This window comes from Vibrio sp. Hal054, assembly GCF_037162405.1.
Classification (GTDB): domain Bacteria; phylum Pseudomonadota; class Gammaproteobacteria; order Enterobacterales; family Vibrionaceae; genus Vibrio; species Vibrio diazotrophicus.
This window is the reverse complement of sequence record NZ_JARLUT010000001.1, coordinates 1,831,603-1,847,312: the sequence shown is the minus strand read 5'-3', so window position 1 is coordinate 1,847,312 and position 15,710 is coordinate 1,831,603. Positions and strand designations below refer to the sequence as shown.

Below are 15,710 nucleotides of genomic sequence, written 5' to 3'. Positions count from 1 at the left end.
CTATAACTAATGCAATTGATCGTGAACTAGATATTGATGTTGAGACATGTCCAACACTGTTGCCATATTCTGGTGCGCATCAACTGACTTCTTATCTACTAAACAGAGATACCAAGAGAAGTCGTAAACTCTTTGAAACCTTAGAAGAGGCAATCAAAGGCGTAGGTCTTGCTGATGGTATGACTATTTCGTTTCACCACTCATTTCGAGGAGGAGACAAAACCATCAACATGGTAATGAATGTGATTGCTACGATGGGCTTTAAAGACCTCACTTTAGCGTCAAGTTCACTCTCTGATATTCATTCACCGCTTGTTGAACATATTAAAAATGGCGTAGTGAAAAAAATATACACATCCGGAATGCGTGGGCAATTGGCCGAAGAAGTGTCTCGTGGTCTGCTGGCTGAGCCTGTTCATATTCACTCCCATGGCGGACGTGTTCACTTAGTTCAAAGTGGTGAACTGAATATCGATGTCGCGTTTGTCGGTGTCTCAAGTAGCGACGAGTTTGGTAATGCCAATGCTGTAAAAGGTCAGTCTCGTTGTGGTTCTCTTGGGTATGCTCAAATTGATGCTCAGTATGCGAGAAAGACGGTTGTGCTTACGGAGTCTCTTGTGGATTTCCCAAATACTCCAGCGTCAATCGCCCAAGACCAAGTCGATGCGATTGTGAAAGTGGTAGAGGTGGGTGACGCTTCTAAGATTGGCGGTGATGCAACGCGTATGACAACCAATCCTCGCGAATTGTTAATTGCTCGCAAAGCTGCTGACGTTATTGAGCATTCGGGTTATTTCAAAGATGGTTTCAACTTGCAAACCGGTTCTGGCGGTGCATCTCTAGCGGTAACACGCTTTTTAGAAGATAAGATGGTTAGAGGTAATATCACGGCGAATTTTGGCCTGGGTGGTATTACGGCCACTATGGTTGCTCTGCACGAAAAAGGGTTGATTAAAACACTGCTTGATGTGCAGTCATTCGATTCCGTTGCCGCTGATTCGTTAGCTCGCAATCCCAATCACATTGAAATCTCTGCTAATCAATACGCAAACCCTTCATCTAAAGGTGCGATGGTTGATCGATTGGATGTTGTCGTCCTCAGTGCGCTAGAAATTGATACCGACTTTAACGTCAACGTTATCACTGGTTCAGACGGTGTAATCCGAGGCGCTTCTGGCGGTCATAGTGATACTGCTGCGGCAGCAAACTTGACTATCGTTGTCGCTCCGCTAATTCGTGGTCGAATTCCAACCGTTGTGCATTCGGTATTGAATGTTGTGACTCCAGGGACACAAATTGACGTATTGGTCACCGACCATGGCATTGCTGTAAATCCAAATAGAGAAGAAGTTAAGGCTCGTTTAGTAAACGCAGGTATTCAGACCACCGATATCCATGAGTTGCAGCAACGAGCTGAGTCGTTAACAGGCAAACCAAAGCCGATTGAGTACTTAGACAAAGTCGTTGGTTATGTTCGTTACCGTGACGGTTCTGTCATTGATGTGATTCGTCAGGTTAAGGAGTAAATCGTGTATCGAGGACCAGCAATCACCCTAGAGCAGGTCTTAGAGAATCGAGAGCTTCGAGCTGAACGGCAAAGAGAATGGGTTTCGACCCATTCTCTGCCCATCGTGAGCTTTACGATTAACATGCCCGGCAGTGTCAAACTAAACCAAATATCTCAAATCGGATTTAAAGCTGGTCAGGAACAAATCAGAAAGGCATGCATGCACTCTGGCTGTTCGAGTTTTATTAGTCAGTCGTTCATCAATGATTGTGGCTGTGAAGCGATTAGTGCGGTTGGCGGCATTTCTCCTCAGCAGTTAAAGCGTCTGATGATTGAGGTGGAAGATACGCATCCGTTAGGTCGTTTATTCGATATCGATGTTTTTGATTCACAAGGCGTGGTGCTTTCTCGTGACCAGCTCGGATTGGCAAGAAGACGGTGTTTCATTTGTGGCAAAGACGCAAAATTATGTGCTCGTAACCGAGTTCATCCACTTCCAGCCCTGATTGACAAATTGAGTGAGATTATTCATGAATACCACTAATTCTTTACGTTGGCTTTTGAGCGACTGTTGTTTATATCAGAGAACAGATTATGGGACATTTGAACTCAATATTTGCGAACTGGTGGGGAATTTGGCCTATCATGCGATGATGCTTGAAGTTCATCTGACGCCAAAACCAGGCTTGGTTGACTGTGTATCCACTGGCGCTCATAGCGATATGAACATTGATACCTTTATTGCAAGTGCAAATAGCCTACGCCCCTACATGCTGAAGTTTGTTAAATCTGGCTACGATCAATACATCACTTCGCCCGCAAATCTCCTTCCTAACCTTCGAAAAATCGGTATAGAAGCTGAGAGAGCAATGTTCGCCGCGACTGCAGGTGTAAATACCCATAAAGGTATGATTTTTACGCTTGGTTTGATTTGTGGCGCAGTTGGCTGGCTATATAGAAAAGAATCCACCTTTGCATCTTCCCGAATTCAATCGGTAATCAAAGAGTGCTGTGCTCAGTTGGTTACCGATGAGCTTGAGCATTCAAACAAAATTCCCGTTACGGCAGGAGAACAAATATACCGCCGTTATGGATTAGCCGGAATAAGAGGGGAGGCAGCAAACGGCTACCCTATGATTTTCGACTGCGCATTGCCAACTTATGAACTCGCAATCGATAAAGGTTCGTCTGAAGAGCAAGCGATGTTTAAGACCTTGTTGACGATCATGTCGTGCAATGAAGATTCAAACTTGGTTCACCGAGGCGGTCTTGAAGGACTTGAATATGTAAAAGCACAGTCTAAATCTCTGCTGGCAAGCTGTAATATTCATGATGATGATTTTGAACAGCGAATGCAGGATTACGATAAACAACTGGTAGAAAAAAATCTAAGCCCAGGCGGAAGCGCCGATTTGCTGGCTGCAACTTGGTTGATCGCGCAGCTAAACTTACTTAACCGCTGACCTACGCATTAGCTATTCAATAAAAAAAGGCAATGGAAAACATCTCCCATTGCCCACCAACAATTCCCTACAATCAAATCAGTGTTGATCAAAACCTATTGGAACTACTTCGATATCATTTTCCAGCTCAATTGGGTTGTGGAAGTTTTCGTAGTGATGCTGGCAAAGAGGTATCTGAAATACATCGTCAGCTTGGCTATTTGAATCGCTTGGGCTTTTGCTCTTAACCAGAACCTGACGCGTATATTTATTCGTACAATTTACTTCTGCACAAAATGTATTTTTTAACTTATTTTTTGAATCGGAGAATTCATTTATCAGATTTGATTCACTATCTAATATATTGTTCACGAGCATATCGTAATCCTTTGGAGTACTTCGTTTATTATTTGATGGGTAATCGCTATAAAGTAAATCCGATAGGGACAAGTTCAACGTTGTCTAGGATTTCTAATTGGCTGCTTTCTTTGTTACCGTGCTCTGCGCAGAGCGGAACCACGTAGATCGACTCTTCCTGATCATTAGGGTCAGCAACAAAAATGGCTTGGTTGTGGTTTTTGGCACAGTTAGGTACTGAGCATTTTTCGTGGCTACTTTTACTAAAGTATTTCCAATATGAGAGCCAGTTTTCTTTTGCTTTTTGAGTTATGAATTCTTCTGATAACCGTGAAACTAACATGATTTTATCCTCTTGGACTAATAATCTGTATGCCACTATTACAACGTTAATTACCATTTCAGTTTCCAATTAAATTCATATGTTTTTGTGGTTTTTAAAGAATATTTAAATTTTATGGCGGTAATCTAAAAGAGGGCTTTATCGAGGATGTTTGGCTAGTAGAAACTAAGGCATCAGCATAGATGATATTTGTTTTTTATCAGGCACCAATTTAGGTGTTCATTCTGTAATCTATATTTATGAAAAGTTTGTGTTTTATTATTTTGGTCTATGAATTAAAGTGCCATAGCACACTGTCTTTTCTTTAAGACATCTTGCTTTCGTTAAGGTAAAGGTAGTGATGCAGGTTGACACTATTCAGTTGTAAAAATAATAAGGTCTAATCAATGACAAATATTAGAATGACACTATTGGCTTCAGTAGTCGTCTTTACGCTTGCCGGATGTCAAAGTACATCGGAACCCGTTTCTCTTACCCAAGAAACAAATCATGTTGAACAATCCGTAGAAACTCAGTTTGCTGAGGTCGATCAGGTATACCAAAGTTGGTTGGAAATACTAAAAGACAGCGATAACTTAGCCTTGTATTCACCAACCCATTTCCGCCAGCTAGCGGATGCATGGTTAGGTTCGACAGAGGTTTATAAACAAATCGAATCTGAACCTGCATTGATTAAAAAAGACTACTCGCTGTTTTCAAGCAAGAGCTATAAACAAGTCTTTGAAGAGAACATTGCTAAGGTTGATACCTCGTATCGCGAGCTTCAGGGATTTAAGCTGAAAGCGGATAACGCATTAGCCGACGCAATCGCACAAATGGTTTATTTAGATAGTATTGCAACCGTTAGTTATTTCCCTTCTGACTACAAGAAAGTAGATGCGGACTATCGCAGTTTGTTTATCGATGTACGTGATGACAAGCTGGAGTCGGCGCAGGAAAAACAAGTGAAATTCCTAGCTAAAGCGAAGCTACTAGAGGTTAAGGTTAACCACAAAATCTATATCGAACCTTTAGAGAAGCAAGCAGCAGTACTTAAGAAAGAAGGATTGTCTCGCGTTGCTCCGTTAACTTTTGACCGAGTAGAAGGAGAGATTACTCTAGCGACGAATGTCGTTTCTACTAACCCAAGAGATACGCAAAGTGTTCAAAATGCTGTTAAGCGAGTGGAGTTCGAATTAAAACACGTCGCTCAAGTGGCGCATCAGGTAAAATTGTTGGCAGCTATTGAAGACAACAAGTTCGAGCCTATAGTGCTGGAAATGGAAAACAACTTGTTTGCTATCTCTCAGAAAATCGACGGTTCAGACTATCGTGACACTATGTTGCGTGAACAGGCAGAACGCATACTGACCAGCGTAGAAGGTCTCGTTGCTGCTGACAAAACCAATGCCCTAAAAGAACAGTTAAGTGCGTTAACGCTCAAAGTCGAGACGTTAGAAGCGGACAACAAGAAGCAAGTTGAGGCTCTTGCACAAGCCTCAGCCAGAGAGCAGCAACTTCAGCAACAGAAAACGCGTGATGAGCAGTATATTCGCCGTATGGATGAGTTGGTGGCTTCTTTAAAACAACTTCAGGTTACGCCAGAAAACAAAACAGCAAGCGAAGTTGAAGTTCCCGTAAGTACTTCAACGCCAGTAGAAAACACTTCGTTAAGTGAACCCTCTGCCTTGCAGATCGAGAGTGCGGCACAAAGTGATGCAAGCTAACTGGACTTAGATCAGTAAAAACAAAAAGAGCGCCATTGGCGCTCTTTCTTTATTGTCTTAAGGATGTTTATGCAGTTAGTACTCTTAAAATACGATCAGCGTTTTCAGCCATTTCGATACCTTCATCAGTTAGGTATCCACCGTCAGGCAATGTGCATAGCCCTTTATCATAGAGTCGTTTTGCGGCAGCTTGTATGGCTTCTCCCGCCTCGCTATGTACCTTAATACCCGTTGCAGCACTGCTGATGTCAAATTGGACAAGAAGATTTAATTCATCTAAGTGTTGTTGGGAAAATTTCATTACACACCCTTCTTACTCGTTAAGTTAGTTTCACAATAGGCTCAGCCTTAAAAAGACGCAATAACCTCAAAACAGAAGTGTTATCTAGAACCAATATGGGCGTTTTTTACACATAACAAAATCTTCACAACCTTTGTCGCATAAGGCTTCAATAAATTACTCAGTGTTATTAAAATTCTGTTTTTTATTCTTAAACAGAATTTAATTTGTTAATTAGGTCTTTCGAATTGCTCCCGAAATAAACATTTTTAGTTAACGTAAAAATAGCCCTTGAATATTCGTGGTTTTGGAGCGATTATCGCGAGCTCTCATTGTATCAAAATGTAACTTTTTAATTATGGAACATAGTCAATTCGATTCGTTGCTCCCACCTCAAATGGCTGAACGTGCCGCTGAGACTGGGGTTGGTAAAGCAACCAAAGCCGCATACAAATCTTTTCTTCTAGCCATTTCTGCGGGTATTCATATTGGTATTGCATTTGTGTTTTACACCGTAGTGACAACTGGCGCTCACGATCTACCTTATGGCGTTACGAAATTATTGGGCGGTATAGCGTTTAGCTTAGGCCTTATTCTTGTGGTCATTACAGGCGGTGAGCTTTTTACCAGTACAGTCCTTACTTTGGTTGCAAAAGCCAGCGGGAAAATCTCATGGCGCCAGTTGATGAAAAACTGGACAGTTGTTTATCTGGGTAACCTCGCAGGTTCTGTTTTATTAGTCGCTATTATGTTGTCCACACGCCAATACATGGAAGACGGTGGTCAACTTGGTCTAAATGCCATGGCTATCTCACAACATAAACTCCACCATACTTTTATTCAGGCATTTTCTTTGGGGTTGATGTGTAACATTCTTGTTTGTCTAGCGGTATGGATGACGTTCAGCGCCCGATCACTGACAGATAAGGTCATGGTGTTGGTACTACCTGTTGCTATGTTTGTATCTTCGGGTTTTGAACACTGTATTGCCAACATGTTCCAAGTACCGATGGCGATTGGGATTAAGAATTTCGCTCCGGAAGCTTTTTGGCAGATGACAGGGGCGAATATTGCAGACTACGCTGACCTCAACATGATGGACTTCATCATCAATAACCTAATTCCGGTAACACTGGGTAACGTTGTTGGTGGTGGTGTGTTCGTTGGTATGTGGTACTGGTTGATCTATCTAAAAGACTAGGCTGCATCACTGACATTGACAGTTATTCAAATAAGAAAAGCGGCAGAAATGCCGCTTTTTTCATGATTTCTATCTCAAGCTTTTGTTGCGCAACAAAACTCGTTATTCACCTTATCCACAATTTCTGTGGATAACCTGTTTTAAATACCGTGTGTAAACGCAACTGAATGATTTTTTCGACAATTGTGCACAAATTACGTGCGACAAATGCACTATTTTAGGTTGTTACATAAAGGTGATATTTTGTACTAAATATCAATTTCTAGTCACGAAATGTCACATTTACTCGACCTTCTTTAGTAAAAGTAGCCTTTAACGTTAAATGAATAGATAAAGTGAGAGAAATTGTCATCATTACAAATATGGCAATCATGATCATCAATTGATATTTGATTGCGACAAGGGGAGAAGCCCCACCCAGGATTTGTCCCGTCATCATACCCGGTAGTGTCACTAAGCCCGTCGTTGCCATTGAAGCAAGGATGGGAGCATTGGCTTTCCGTAGCGCATTTCTCACAAAATCCCGCGAAGCATATTGAGGCGATGCACCTAATGAGATTGCGGCTTCGTATTCACTTTTTCGTTCTTCAAAAGCGGTGAATAAGTTCTGTAAAGCAACGATGTTTCCGCTGAGACTATTTCCTAAAAGCATTCCGGCTAACGGGATCAGATACTGCGCGCTATACCAAGGTGATGGTTGAACAATGCCGAAACAGAGAATGATCACGATAGGAAACAGCCCTGCCGCTAAACCCAAAACAATCGGCACAAGTAGCTTGTTCGTCGGCAGGCGAGTTTTTGAAACGATAGAACTGGCTCCGACAAGTATCATTAAAGAGAGCCAAACAAGATTGACCCAAATACTGTTGAACTTAAACAGATATTCCAGATACATACCGACGAGTATCAGTTGTACGGTCATTCGACCTACGGAAATGAAGATCTCTTTACTAATACCCAGTTGATAAATTCTACTCACCATAACGGGAATGATGAGCACTGAACTAAAAAGGGCTAATTGCCACCATGCGATATCAAGCGTGCTATTCACGTTTTCTCCCGTTTAATCGTTGTTATTCTTTGAAATCCTTTTGCCAATTATTACTTAACCCTCAATTCCAACAAGCAAAAAATCGATGAGTTAGTCACTCTTTATTGATTTAGCTCCATGAAGAGTTCCGCAAAATAAGTACAGTACTCATCTTTATGTGTTGTTTACCCTCAAGGGTCAGAATAATAGGAACAATGATGATTTTAGTAGTCGGTCATAAGAATCCAGACAGTGATAGTATTTGTAGCGCATTAGTGGCTGCCGAACTGTTGAAAGCACGTGGTTTAGAAGCGAAAGCGGTACGCCAAGGCGAAATCAACCGTGAAACTCAGCACATCTTGACTACCGCAGGCGCTGAACAGCCTGAATTACGTACTAGTGTAGCTGGTGAAAAAGTATGGTTAGTTGACTACACCGACTTAGCGCAAGCGCCTGATGACTTAAATGAGGCAGAAATTCTAGGTATTGTCGATCACCACCGTTTGGGTGATGTGATGACAGTGAATCCACTGGAAGCATGGATTTGGCCTGTAGGCTGTACTAGCACTATTTTGTTTAACCTATTCAAAATGGAAAATGCTCCAATCACCAAGCAAACAGCAACGCTTATGATCTCTGCGATTCTTTCAGACACGGTTGGTTTTGCTTCTCCTACTTGTACTCAAAAAGACAAAGACGCAGTTGCTGAACTGGCTGTTCTGGCTGAAATCGAAGATCTAGATGCATTTATCCAAGCTCTTCTGATTGCTAAAACAGACATTGAAGGTTTATCTGCGGCTCAATTGGTTGAGAAAGACCTTAAAGCTTACCCATTTAATGGCCGTGATGTTGTCGTTGGTCAAATTGAACTAGCGACATTAGAGCAAGTTGCCACTATGATTGATGCGCTAGAAGCGGATTTGGAGCGTCGTTGCGAACAAGAGAACCTTGCGTTTGCAGCTCTAATGCTGACTGACATCACTACAGCACAAACCCGTTTGTTGTTTAAAGGTGAGTGGTCAGAGAAACTGGCGAAGCATCTGTCAGACGGAGTATTGATGATGGAAAATACTCTAAGCCGTAAGAAGCAAGGCTGGCCTTGGCTACAGGCTGAGCTAGCTTAATCGCTGATTTCGGGTATGATGCCCAGCCTAATAAAGGTTTTAACGCCCATAGCTTAGAAACTGCTGTGGGCGTTTTGTTTGGAGGCTAATATGTCCAATGCGTTAACCGCGGAACAAATCGCGACAATTAATCAGTACGACCAAGAGCAGCGCTTTAAATACTGCATTAAGGAAATTGTAGCGAATCAGCAAGTGTGGATTCTAAAAGACGAACACGGTTGTGTGATGCTCAATACTGAAGATGACGATTGCGTGCCAGTATGGCCAAATCGTGAGTTTGCTGAAGCTTGGGCAACTGGCGAATGGAGTGAGTGTGAAGCCGAAGCGATTTCATACAACAAATGGCGCAGTCGTTGGACAAGCGGCCTAGAACAAGATGACTTGTCAGTGGTTGTTTTTCCAAACGAAAACGAAGAGGGTGTTGTGCTGTTTCCTGACGAGTTTGATTTTGAACTCGACAAGCAGAACGCTCGTCGCTAATTAGCGAAACCACTGATAGAGTGGTGATGACTGAGATTCTTTAAGGGCCTGCTTTAGCAGGCCTTTTTTGTTGATACTGTTTTATTAATTTTCTGAGCACAGGGCGAGCCTGTGATTCGGTCATACCGGTTTTTAACTCTGGCTCATAGAGTAACTTCAGCAAAACTATATCCAGAGGTGAGAGCAAATCTTCGGGTGTTTTATCGTTGAAAATCGAAGGGTAGGCGAATTCAGAGTCGTTAGGCAAACCTAGAGTTTGCGTAATTTCCTCGACAATACAAGCTAGGAGTTTTCCGTGGCTGCGTGCTTGGTCTACAGGGATGACCACAGTTGCAGAGATAATCTCATGGGTCTTCGGGTTTGTTTTGTAGCCAGCTTGGCATACGGCGCCAAACATATGTTTGGCAGACTCTTTACCCATCTCACGCTCAACATCTTCACCCCAGTTTTTCTGTTGGGTGAAAATCCAAACTACGTTGGCTTCTTGGCGTGTTTGTACTCGGTAGATAGGGTGGCCAATGATTTGATTAAGATGTTTGATATGCGCATCGGCCAGCTCGTCATGCAAGGCTTGATCACCGACTTTATGCTGAATCCAGATTTTGATGGGTTGTTGCCACTTTACTAATGGTTTCTTACCCGCTGAATACTCATTTCTCAGAGCCACATGAATAAAGGCCCGTTCTACGAATGAAGTGTCTTGCCAGTTATTCTGAGCAATAACTTTGGTGCTGACGAGCAGCACCAGAAGAGACGATAAGACGATATAAACTCGGCCTATTTGAAGCATGGTGCCTTATTGAAATGGCTCTCAATCATACGTTGAGTAATAGGGTGCTGTGGTTCAGACAACACCTCCAGCGTATTTCCGGATTCAACCACTTCGCCTTCGTGCATGACCATCACTTTATCTGTGATGTGTTTAATCACACCGATATGTTGTGATACGTAGATAAACGATACACCCATCTCTTCTTGCAGCTCTAAGAACAAGTTGATGATCTGAGATCGCATAGCCATATCCAAACCATTCAAAGCTTCATCCGCGATGATGATAGAAGGCTGCAAGATCAGAGCTCGCGCAAGACACACCCGTTGCTTCTGACCTGTTGCTAGCATCTGCGGATAAAAGTAGGCGTGCTCCGGCAGTAAGCCAACTCGGAGCAATGTCTCTTTGACGCGTTTTTCTCGCGCTTCCGGTGGCATACTGGTATTCCGCTTTAGCGGGCCTTCCAAAATGCGACCTATTTGGATACGAGGGTTGAGCGACGTGTTCGGGTCTTGGAAGATCATTCGTATCAGCTTACAGCGTGTTGAATAATCTTTGTGCTCCAGCAATTCGCCGTTAACGCGAATTTCTCCACCTGTCGGTTCAATCATTCCCGCCAGCATACGTGCAAGAGTGGATTTACCGGAACCATTTTGCCCGATAAAGCCGATGGTTTGACCCGCTTCAAGAGTGAAACTGACAGGTTTAACCGCTTCTTGTACTTTCTTACGGAAAAGACCAGAGCGCGTTACAAAGTTCTTTTTAAGGTCACTGACTTCTAATAGTGAAACGCTCATGATTTTTGCTCTACGTTAAGAGGGAAGTGACAGGCAAACTTATGGTTCTTAATGATCTGACTTCTCGGTACTTCAACACATTGTTTCTTTGCGTATGGGCAGCGAGGACCCAAACGACAGCCAATTGGTAAATGCTGCAACGGAGGAATGGAACCGGGCAGAGAATGCAGCTTCTGTTTATGCGGAATCCAGTCACTGAAATCCGGCATCGCTTTTAGCAATGCTGATGTATAAGGGTGTTTTGGCTCAGTGAGAATTTTGTTGGTATCAGCAGACTCGACCGATTGACCACAGTACATTACGGTAATGCGATTCGCCCATTGAGTAATAGTGGTTAAGTCATGGCCAACAAGCAGAATCGAGGTATTGTTGACCTGATTCATACGACTCAATAAACGCAAAATCTGCGACTGCGTGATTGGGTCTAAGTCGTTGGTTGGTTCATCCGCAATAAGCAGCTTAGGTTTGGCGGCAATCGCCATCGCGATCATAACTTTTTGACATTCACCATCGGTCAGTTCATATGGGTAGCTTCCCATCAGACGCTTATGATCTTTGATGCCTACTTTGTGCAGCAACGCAACTGCTTGCTTGTGACGCCAAGTGAAGCGTTGCCACCATTTGCCTTCAAATGTGCGTGTCGGGATAGATTCTATCAACTGCTTGCCCACCTCTTCAGAAGGGTCCAGACAGGTTGATGGCTCTTGAAAAATCATCGCTATATCGCGGGCAATGACACGACGTCTTTCTCGTGGTGTCAGTTGCAGTAAATCAATATTCCCCAGACGCATGCGGTCTGCGGTAATTCGCCAGTTGTCTTTACAAACACCGACAATCGCTTTCGCGACCAAACTCTTACCAGAGCCGGATTCTCCCACTAGGCCACGAATTTCACCTTCGTTAAGGGTGAGGCTCATGCGGTCTACCGCTTTAACGAGGCCTTGTGGGGTATCAATTTCAATAGTCAGATGACGAATATCTAATAATGGCATTATTCGACTCCTGCATTTAATGCTTGGCGTGCGCCTTCACCGACAAGGTTGATCATTACGACGGTATACATGATCGCGAGGCCGGGTAGGGTCACTGTCCAAGGCGCAAGGTAGATAAGTTCTACAGAGTCACCCAGAATAGCACCCCATTCAGTACTTGGCGCTTGTGCTCCAAGGCCCAAGAAACCTAATGCTGTTATATCAAGAATAGCAATAGACAGCGCCATAGTAACTTCTTGAGCAAGCATTGGCAGCGTATTGGGCAAAATTGAATGCCATAACAGGTACACGTCGCTCGCGCCATCAAGACGGGCTGCCATGATGTAATCTTTCTCTACTTCACTGTGCACGGCGATATAAACGGAACGTACGAACCTTGGAATCAGAGCGAGACAGATAGCCAGCAATACGTTGAACTCACCAAAGCCAAGGAAAGCAACGAAAATAATCGCCAGCAGCAGTGATGGGATTGACATTACTGTGTCTAGCAGGTGGTTCAGAATACTGGACAGCAGGCCTTTCGTCATTCCCGCAAGGATACCGATAAGGCAGCCAACAAATGCAGCAATAAAGGTAATGATGACCGAAGCACCAAAAGTGAGCTGAGAACCGTCAATAAGACGTGACAAGATATCGCGACCTAAGTCATCTGTGCCTAGGAAATACTCAACTGAACCTGACGGGTCCCAAGAAGGTGGCATTAAAAGGTGGCCACTTTGACCGTGCGGATCATGAGGCATTAACCAAGGAGAGATGAGCGTGATGAGGATAATTAAACCCAAGCTCCAGAGTCCAAACATAGCGAGGCTATTGGCTCTGTAGCTACGCCAAAAACGTTCAAACTGAGTGGGAATGTGCTCTTCCTGATAAATATTATTTGTTAGCATACCATTCCTTTCTCACCAGAGGGTTGATCATCGCGCCGATCAAATCCGATAGGATATTCGCGGTTAATACTAAAGAACCCACAGCAATTACTCCCGCCTGAATAGACATGTAGTCTTTGTTTGACAATGCATCAAGCAACCAACGACCAATGCCTGGCCAGTTGAAAATCGATTCAGTGATGATAGCTAAAGTCAGCATGCTCGATAGCTGAACACCGAATTTTGGAATAATAGGCGGAATCGCATTACGCAATACGTGTTGAGTAATGATTTTGTAATAGGACAAACCTTTAATTCGAGCTGCACGGACGTAGTTCTGGGACATGACATCTGCAACAGAAGAACGCATCAAGCGAATAACCTGAGTGGTCGGAGCTAGTGCCAGCACAAAACAAGGCAATATCATGTGTTGAAATACGCTATGCAGGATGTTGGCGCTATTAACGCCTTTGGCGAAGAACGCATCAATAAGAATAAAGCCAGTAACTGGTTCTACTTCATACAATAGGTCGTAGCGTCCTGAGACAGGGAACATGCCATAATGCAGCGAGAAGATCATGATCATCATCAGTGCTATCCAATACAGCGGAGCCGAGTAACCCATCATCGAAGTAAAGGAGATAACAGTATCAATCCACTTGCCTTGCTTCATACCAGCAATGGTACCAATCGGTAAACCAATAAAGAGAGAAAGTAAAAAGGCAATCAAACATAGTTCAAGTGTTGCCGGGAAGACTTTAACTAACTCGGAGGCAATATCAACACCACTCTTCGTTGTGCCGAAATTGAATTTAGAAAGCTCGCCTAAATACATCCACCAACCGTGCCAGAAATCCTGAATTGCCCAAGGCGATTGGGGTTCAAGACGCATCAGGCTGTAACCCACCAAAGTCAGGATCAGTAGAGTGATGATAAACAGGTTGAAGCGACGTACCGTATAGATAAACATTATTCGGTAATCCTCTTCACGTTATTAAACGGTTCTACACTGAACGGGCTTAAACGAAAACCAGTTAACGTTTTGTTATATGCTTTAAATTGCATTCCGTGCGCAATCGGAATGACAGGAAACTCTTGGTTCAAAATGGTTTGTGCCTGTTTATAAAGATTGAGTCGATATCGAGGTCGATCAACTTCTAACGCCAAATCGAGTAAGAAATCGAAATCACTGTTACACCACATAGACGCATTAAGCCCTGCACGGTTTGCTCCACATGAAAGCAGTGGGCGCAAGAAATTATCTGGGTCACCGGTATCACCTGTCCAGCCTCTTAGAAACAGGTCAATGTGACTCTTCTCCGCCAACTGAGAACGGTTGACATTACTTTCAGTAATCAGGTGTAGAGTGACGCCAACGTCCGCAAGATTCGACTGAATCATTTCTGCCATTTTACGGGGGCTCGGGTTATAAGAACGAGGCTCAATTGGCACAGACATCGACAATTCAAGGCCATTGGCATAACCAGCATCTCTTAACAAACCAAGCGCGTAATTACGGTCATAACGGATTTGGATATCGTCTTTCTGATAAGCCCATGAACTTGGTGGCAAAATGTTGTAAGCAATACTGCCAGTGCCGTAATACACAGAATCAAGGATGTTTTGACGGTTGATAGCAAAGTTTAACGCCTTACGCACACGTACATCATTCAGCGCTGGATGCGAGGTGTTAACAGCAATAAAAGCCACGTTCATCGCTGGCTTAATCGAAAGATCGATATTGCCTTGCTTTTGAATAACAGGTATTTGGCTGGAAATTGGGAAGCTCAACACATCACATTCGTTACGTAGAAGTTTGGCTAACGTGCCTGTACCACGTTGTGAAATATCGAACACCACCTGCTTCATAATAGCAGGGCTATTCCAATATCCATCATGGCGACGCAAACGAACTAAATCGTTGACTTTAAACTCATCAAGGAGGAAAGGTCCGGTACCAACTGGAAAATCGTCGATATTGTGTTTTTCGTCTTTAATCTGCAGTTGCTGCCCATATTCTTCTGACAAAATAACCGCATGAGTGGTTGAAATGTTTGATAAAAAGCTATTGTCAGGACGGCTAAGAGTGAACTTTACTGTTTGGTCATCAACGGCGGTGACACTTTTCAAAAGACTGCGAAAGTTAATACCTGCAAACCAAGGATAGTTGCCATTGCTTACGTAGTGGTAAGGATGCGTCGGATCAATGATGCGCTTAAAGCTGAAGACTACATCTTTGGCATTCATTGTACGAGTAGGGGTGAACCAAGAAGTAGTATGGAAATTAACACCAGTATGTAAACTAAACGTATATTCTGTCCCGTCTTCGCTGACTTGCCATTTCGTCGCAATGTTTGGGATGGGAGCGTGTGTATCCGGATCAAGCTTCAACAGCGTATCGTACAACTGCGGACTTAATGCTTCAGAAGTAATACCACTATCGACTAATTGAGGATTAAAGGTACTAGGGCTGCCTTGACCACAATAAACAAAACCGCTTTGGCGGATTTTTGTATGATCAATTTCTTCTCCACAGCCAGCAAGAAGGCTTAGTCCGCATAATCCGAGCGTGATTCGTAATAAAGTGTTCATATAGAAAAACAGTGTGGGAAACGAAGCAAAGTAACTATTCCATTAAAGTAGAAAGCGATCTGTTGTCGATAAGCGCTAAAAGTAGCAATCACGTTTGCCTCAAAATCCTGCTAATTTACCATTCTTTCGGGTGTTAAACCAAGAAAAAGGTTACTGCGTATACCCAAGTAACCTCACGATGCTTGTTCAGCGAGAATTAATTCCCTCTTAGGCAAGGCACTGAT

General features: G+C 43.3%; 16 protein-coding genes and 1 pseudogene. 7 read left to right on the top strand and 10 right to left on the bottom strand.

Annotated elements, in window-relative coordinates:
* Positions 1 to 56: 56 nt before the first annotated feature.
* From citF to citG, 3 genes are read left to right on the top strand one after another with little or no spacing between them, the layout of a single operon-like run.
* Entirely contained in the window at positions 57 to 1,526 is a 1,470-nt protein-coding gene (gene citF, locus P4S58_RS08565; RefSeq protein WP_102953150.1) for a citrate lyase subunit alpha, read from the top strand.
* A gap of 3 nt (positions 1,527 to 1,529) precedes the next feature.
* A complete protein-coding gene (gene citX, locus P4S58_RS08560; protein ID WP_042482063.1) occupies positions 1,530 to 2,051 on the top strand; it encodes a citrate lyase holo-[acyl-carrier protein] synthase in 522 nt (173 codons plus the stop codon).
* Positions 2,038 to 2,970 (top strand): triphosphoribosyl-dephospho-CoA synthase CitG, encoded by a 933-nt coding sequence (gene citG, locus P4S58_RS08555; RefSeq protein ID WP_337163606.1) that lies wholly within the window; start codon positions 2,038 to 2,040, stop codon positions 2,968 to 2,970. Before citX ends, citG begins: the two co-directional genes overlap by 14 nt.
* A gap of 78 nt (positions 2,971 to 3,048) precedes the next feature.
* Here citG and P4S58_RS08550 read toward each other — a convergent pair whose 3' ends face one another.
* Entirely contained in the window at positions 3,049 to 3,327 is a 279-nt protein-coding gene (locus P4S58_RS08550; RefSeq protein ID WP_042482066.1) for a hypothetical protein, read from the bottom strand.
* Between the two features lie 46 nt (positions 3,328 to 3,373).
* Positions 3,374 to 3,649, bottom strand: a complete 276-nt coding sequence (locus P4S58_RS08545; RefSeq protein WP_146029330.1) for a hypothetical protein — start codon at positions 3,647 to 3,649, stop codon at positions 3,374 to 3,376.
* A 386-nt stretch (positions 3,650 to 4,035) separates the two neighbouring features.
* Here P4S58_RS08545 and P4S58_RS08540 point away from each other — a divergent pair, with 386 nt between their 5' ends.
* The gene (locus tag P4S58_RS08540) at positions 4,036 to 5,355 is read left to right on the top strand and encodes a DNA repair protein (protein WP_102953025.1); all 1,320 of its coding nucleotides are present in this window, start codon (positions 4,036 to 4,038) and stop codon (positions 5,353 to 5,355) included.
* A gap of 67 nt (positions 5,356 to 5,422) precedes the next feature.
* Here P4S58_RS08540 and P4S58_RS08535 read toward each other — a convergent pair whose 3' ends face one another.
* Complete coding sequence (locus P4S58_RS08535) at positions 5,423 to 5,656, bottom strand: TIGR02647 family protein (protein ID WP_042482070.1); 234 nt, start codon at positions 5,654 to 5,656, stop codon at positions 5,423 to 5,425.
* 337 nt (positions 5,657 to 5,993) lie between these two features.
* On the opposite strand from P4S58_RS08535, the gene focA reads away from it, so the two are divergent.
* Positions 5,994 to 6,836 carry a formate transporter FocA gene (focA, locus tag P4S58_RS08530; protein WP_042482072.1) on the top strand — a complete coding sequence of 281 codons (843 nt, stop codon included), beginning with the start codon at positions 5,994 to 5,996 and terminating at the stop codon, positions 6,834 to 6,836.
* 262 nt (positions 6,837 to 7,098) lie between these two features.
* Here the strand turns inward: focA and P4S58_RS08525 are convergent, their stop codons facing one another.
* Entirely contained in the window at positions 7,099 to 7,887 is a 789-nt protein-coding gene (locus tag P4S58_RS08525; RefSeq protein WP_337163601.1) for an ABC transporter permease, read from the bottom strand.
* Positions 7,888 to 8,084: 197 nt separating this feature from the next.
* On the opposite strand from P4S58_RS08525, the gene P4S58_RS08520 reads away from it, so the two are divergent.
* Positions 8,085 to 8,990 carry a manganese-dependent inorganic pyrophosphatase gene (locus P4S58_RS08520; protein WP_337163600.1) on the top strand — a complete coding sequence of 302 codons (906 nt, stop codon included), beginning with the start codon at positions 8,085 to 8,087 and terminating at the stop codon, positions 8,988 to 8,990.
* A 90-nt stretch (positions 8,991 to 9,080) separates the two neighbouring features.
* A complete protein-coding gene (locus P4S58_RS08515) occupies positions 9,081 to 9,470 on the top strand; it encodes a DUF2750 domain-containing protein (RefSeq protein ID WP_042482078.1) in 390 nt (129 codons plus the stop codon).
* On the opposite strand, the pseudogene P4S58_RS08510 reads toward P4S58_RS08515, so the two are convergent.
* The 6 genes and pseudogenes from P4S58_RS08510 to sapA all read right to left on the bottom strand — a co-directional run bounded on the left by P4S58_RS08510 (position 9,471) and on the right by sapA (position 15,486).
* Positions 9,471 to 10,260: pseudogene (locus tag P4S58_RS08510) on the bottom strand (DUF2927 domain-containing protein).
* Positions 10,248 to 11,036 (bottom strand): peptide ABC transporter ATP-binding protein, encoded by a 789-nt coding sequence (locus P4S58_RS08505; protein ID WP_042482082.1) that lies wholly within the window; start codon positions 11,034 to 11,036, stop codon positions 10,248 to 10,250. Before P4S58_RS08505 ends, P4S58_RS08510 begins: the two are co-directional and overlap by 13 nt.
* Complete coding sequence (locus P4S58_RS08500) at positions 11,033 to 12,028, bottom strand: peptide ABC transporter ATP-binding protein (protein ID WP_042482085.1); 996 nt, start codon at positions 12,026 to 12,028, stop codon at positions 11,033 to 11,035. The genes P4S58_RS08505 and P4S58_RS08500 overlap by 4 nt, the downstream gene beginning before the upstream one ends.
* A complete protein-coding gene (locus P4S58_RS08495; protein WP_042482087.1) occupies positions 12,028 to 12,915 on the bottom strand; it encodes an ABC transporter permease subunit in 888 nt (295 codons plus the stop codon). The genes P4S58_RS08500 and P4S58_RS08495 overlap by 1 nt, the downstream gene beginning before the upstream one ends.
* Positions 12,902 to 13,864: an ABC transporter permease gene (locus P4S58_RS08490; RefSeq protein WP_337163599.1), complete on the bottom strand. Its 963-nt coding sequence runs from the start codon at positions 13,862 to 13,864 to the stop codon at positions 12,902 to 12,904. Before P4S58_RS08490 ends, P4S58_RS08495 begins: the two co-directional genes overlap by 14 nt.
* Positions 13,864 to 15,486, bottom strand: a complete 1,623-nt coding sequence (gene sapA / locus P4S58_RS08485; RefSeq protein ID WP_337163597.1) for an ABC transporter substrate-binding protein SapA — start codon at positions 15,484 to 15,486, stop codon at positions 13,864 to 13,866. Before sapA ends, P4S58_RS08490 begins: the two co-directional genes overlap by 1 nt.
* Between the last annotated feature and the right edge of the window lie 224 nt (positions 15,487 to 15,710).

Bases quoted from the DNA above. Each gene is read 5' to 3' on its own strand.
- P4S58_RS08515 (WP_042482078.1), top strand. From the start codon at position 9,081: ATGTCCAATGCGTTAACCGCGGAACAAATCGCGACAATTAATCAGTAC.
- P4S58_RS08500 (WP_042482085.1), bottom strand. From the start codon at position 12,028: ATGCCATTATTAGATATTCGTCATCTGACTATTGAAATTGATACCCCA.
- P4S58_RS08550 (WP_042482066.1), bottom strand. From the start codon at position 3,327: ATGCTCGTGAACAATATATTAGATAGTGAATCAAATCTGATAAATGAA.
- P4S58_RS08505 (WP_042482082.1), bottom strand. From the start codon at position 11,036: ATGAGCGTTTCACTATTAGAAGTCAGTGACCTTAAAAAGAACTTTGTA.
- P4S58_RS08540 (WP_102953025.1), top strand. From the start codon at position 4,036: ATGACAAATATTAGAATGACACTATTGGCTTCAGTAGTCGTCTTTACG.
- P4S58_RS08495 (WP_042482087.1), bottom strand. From the start codon at position 12,915: ATGCTAACAAATAATATTTATCAGGAAGAGCACATTCCCACTCAGTTT.
- P4S58_RS08535 (WP_042482070.1), bottom strand. From the start codon at position 5,656: ATGAAATTTTCCCAACAACACTTAGATGAATTAAATCTTCTTGTCCAA.
- citG (WP_337163606.1), top strand. From the start codon at position 2,038: ATGAATACCACTAATTCTTTACGTTGGCTTTTGAGCGACTGTTGTTTA.
- P4S58_RS08545 (WP_146029330.1), bottom strand. From the start codon at position 3,649: ATGTTAGTTTCACGGTTATCAGAAGAATTCATAACTCAAAAAGCAAAA.
- P4S58_RS08520 (WP_337163600.1), top strand. From the start codon at position 8,085: ATGATTTTAGTAGTCGGTCATAAGAATCCAGACAGTGATAGTATTTGT.
- sapA (WP_337163597.1), bottom strand. From the start codon at position 15,486: ATGAACACTTTATTACGAATCACGCTCGGATTATGCGGACTAAGCCTT.
- P4S58_RS08490 (WP_337163599.1), bottom strand. From the start codon at position 13,864: ATGTTTATCTATACGGTACGTCGCTTCAACCTGTTTATCATCACTCTA.
- focA (WP_042482072.1), top strand. From the start codon at position 5,994: ATGGAACATAGTCAATTCGATTCGTTGCTCCCACCTCAAATGGCTGAA.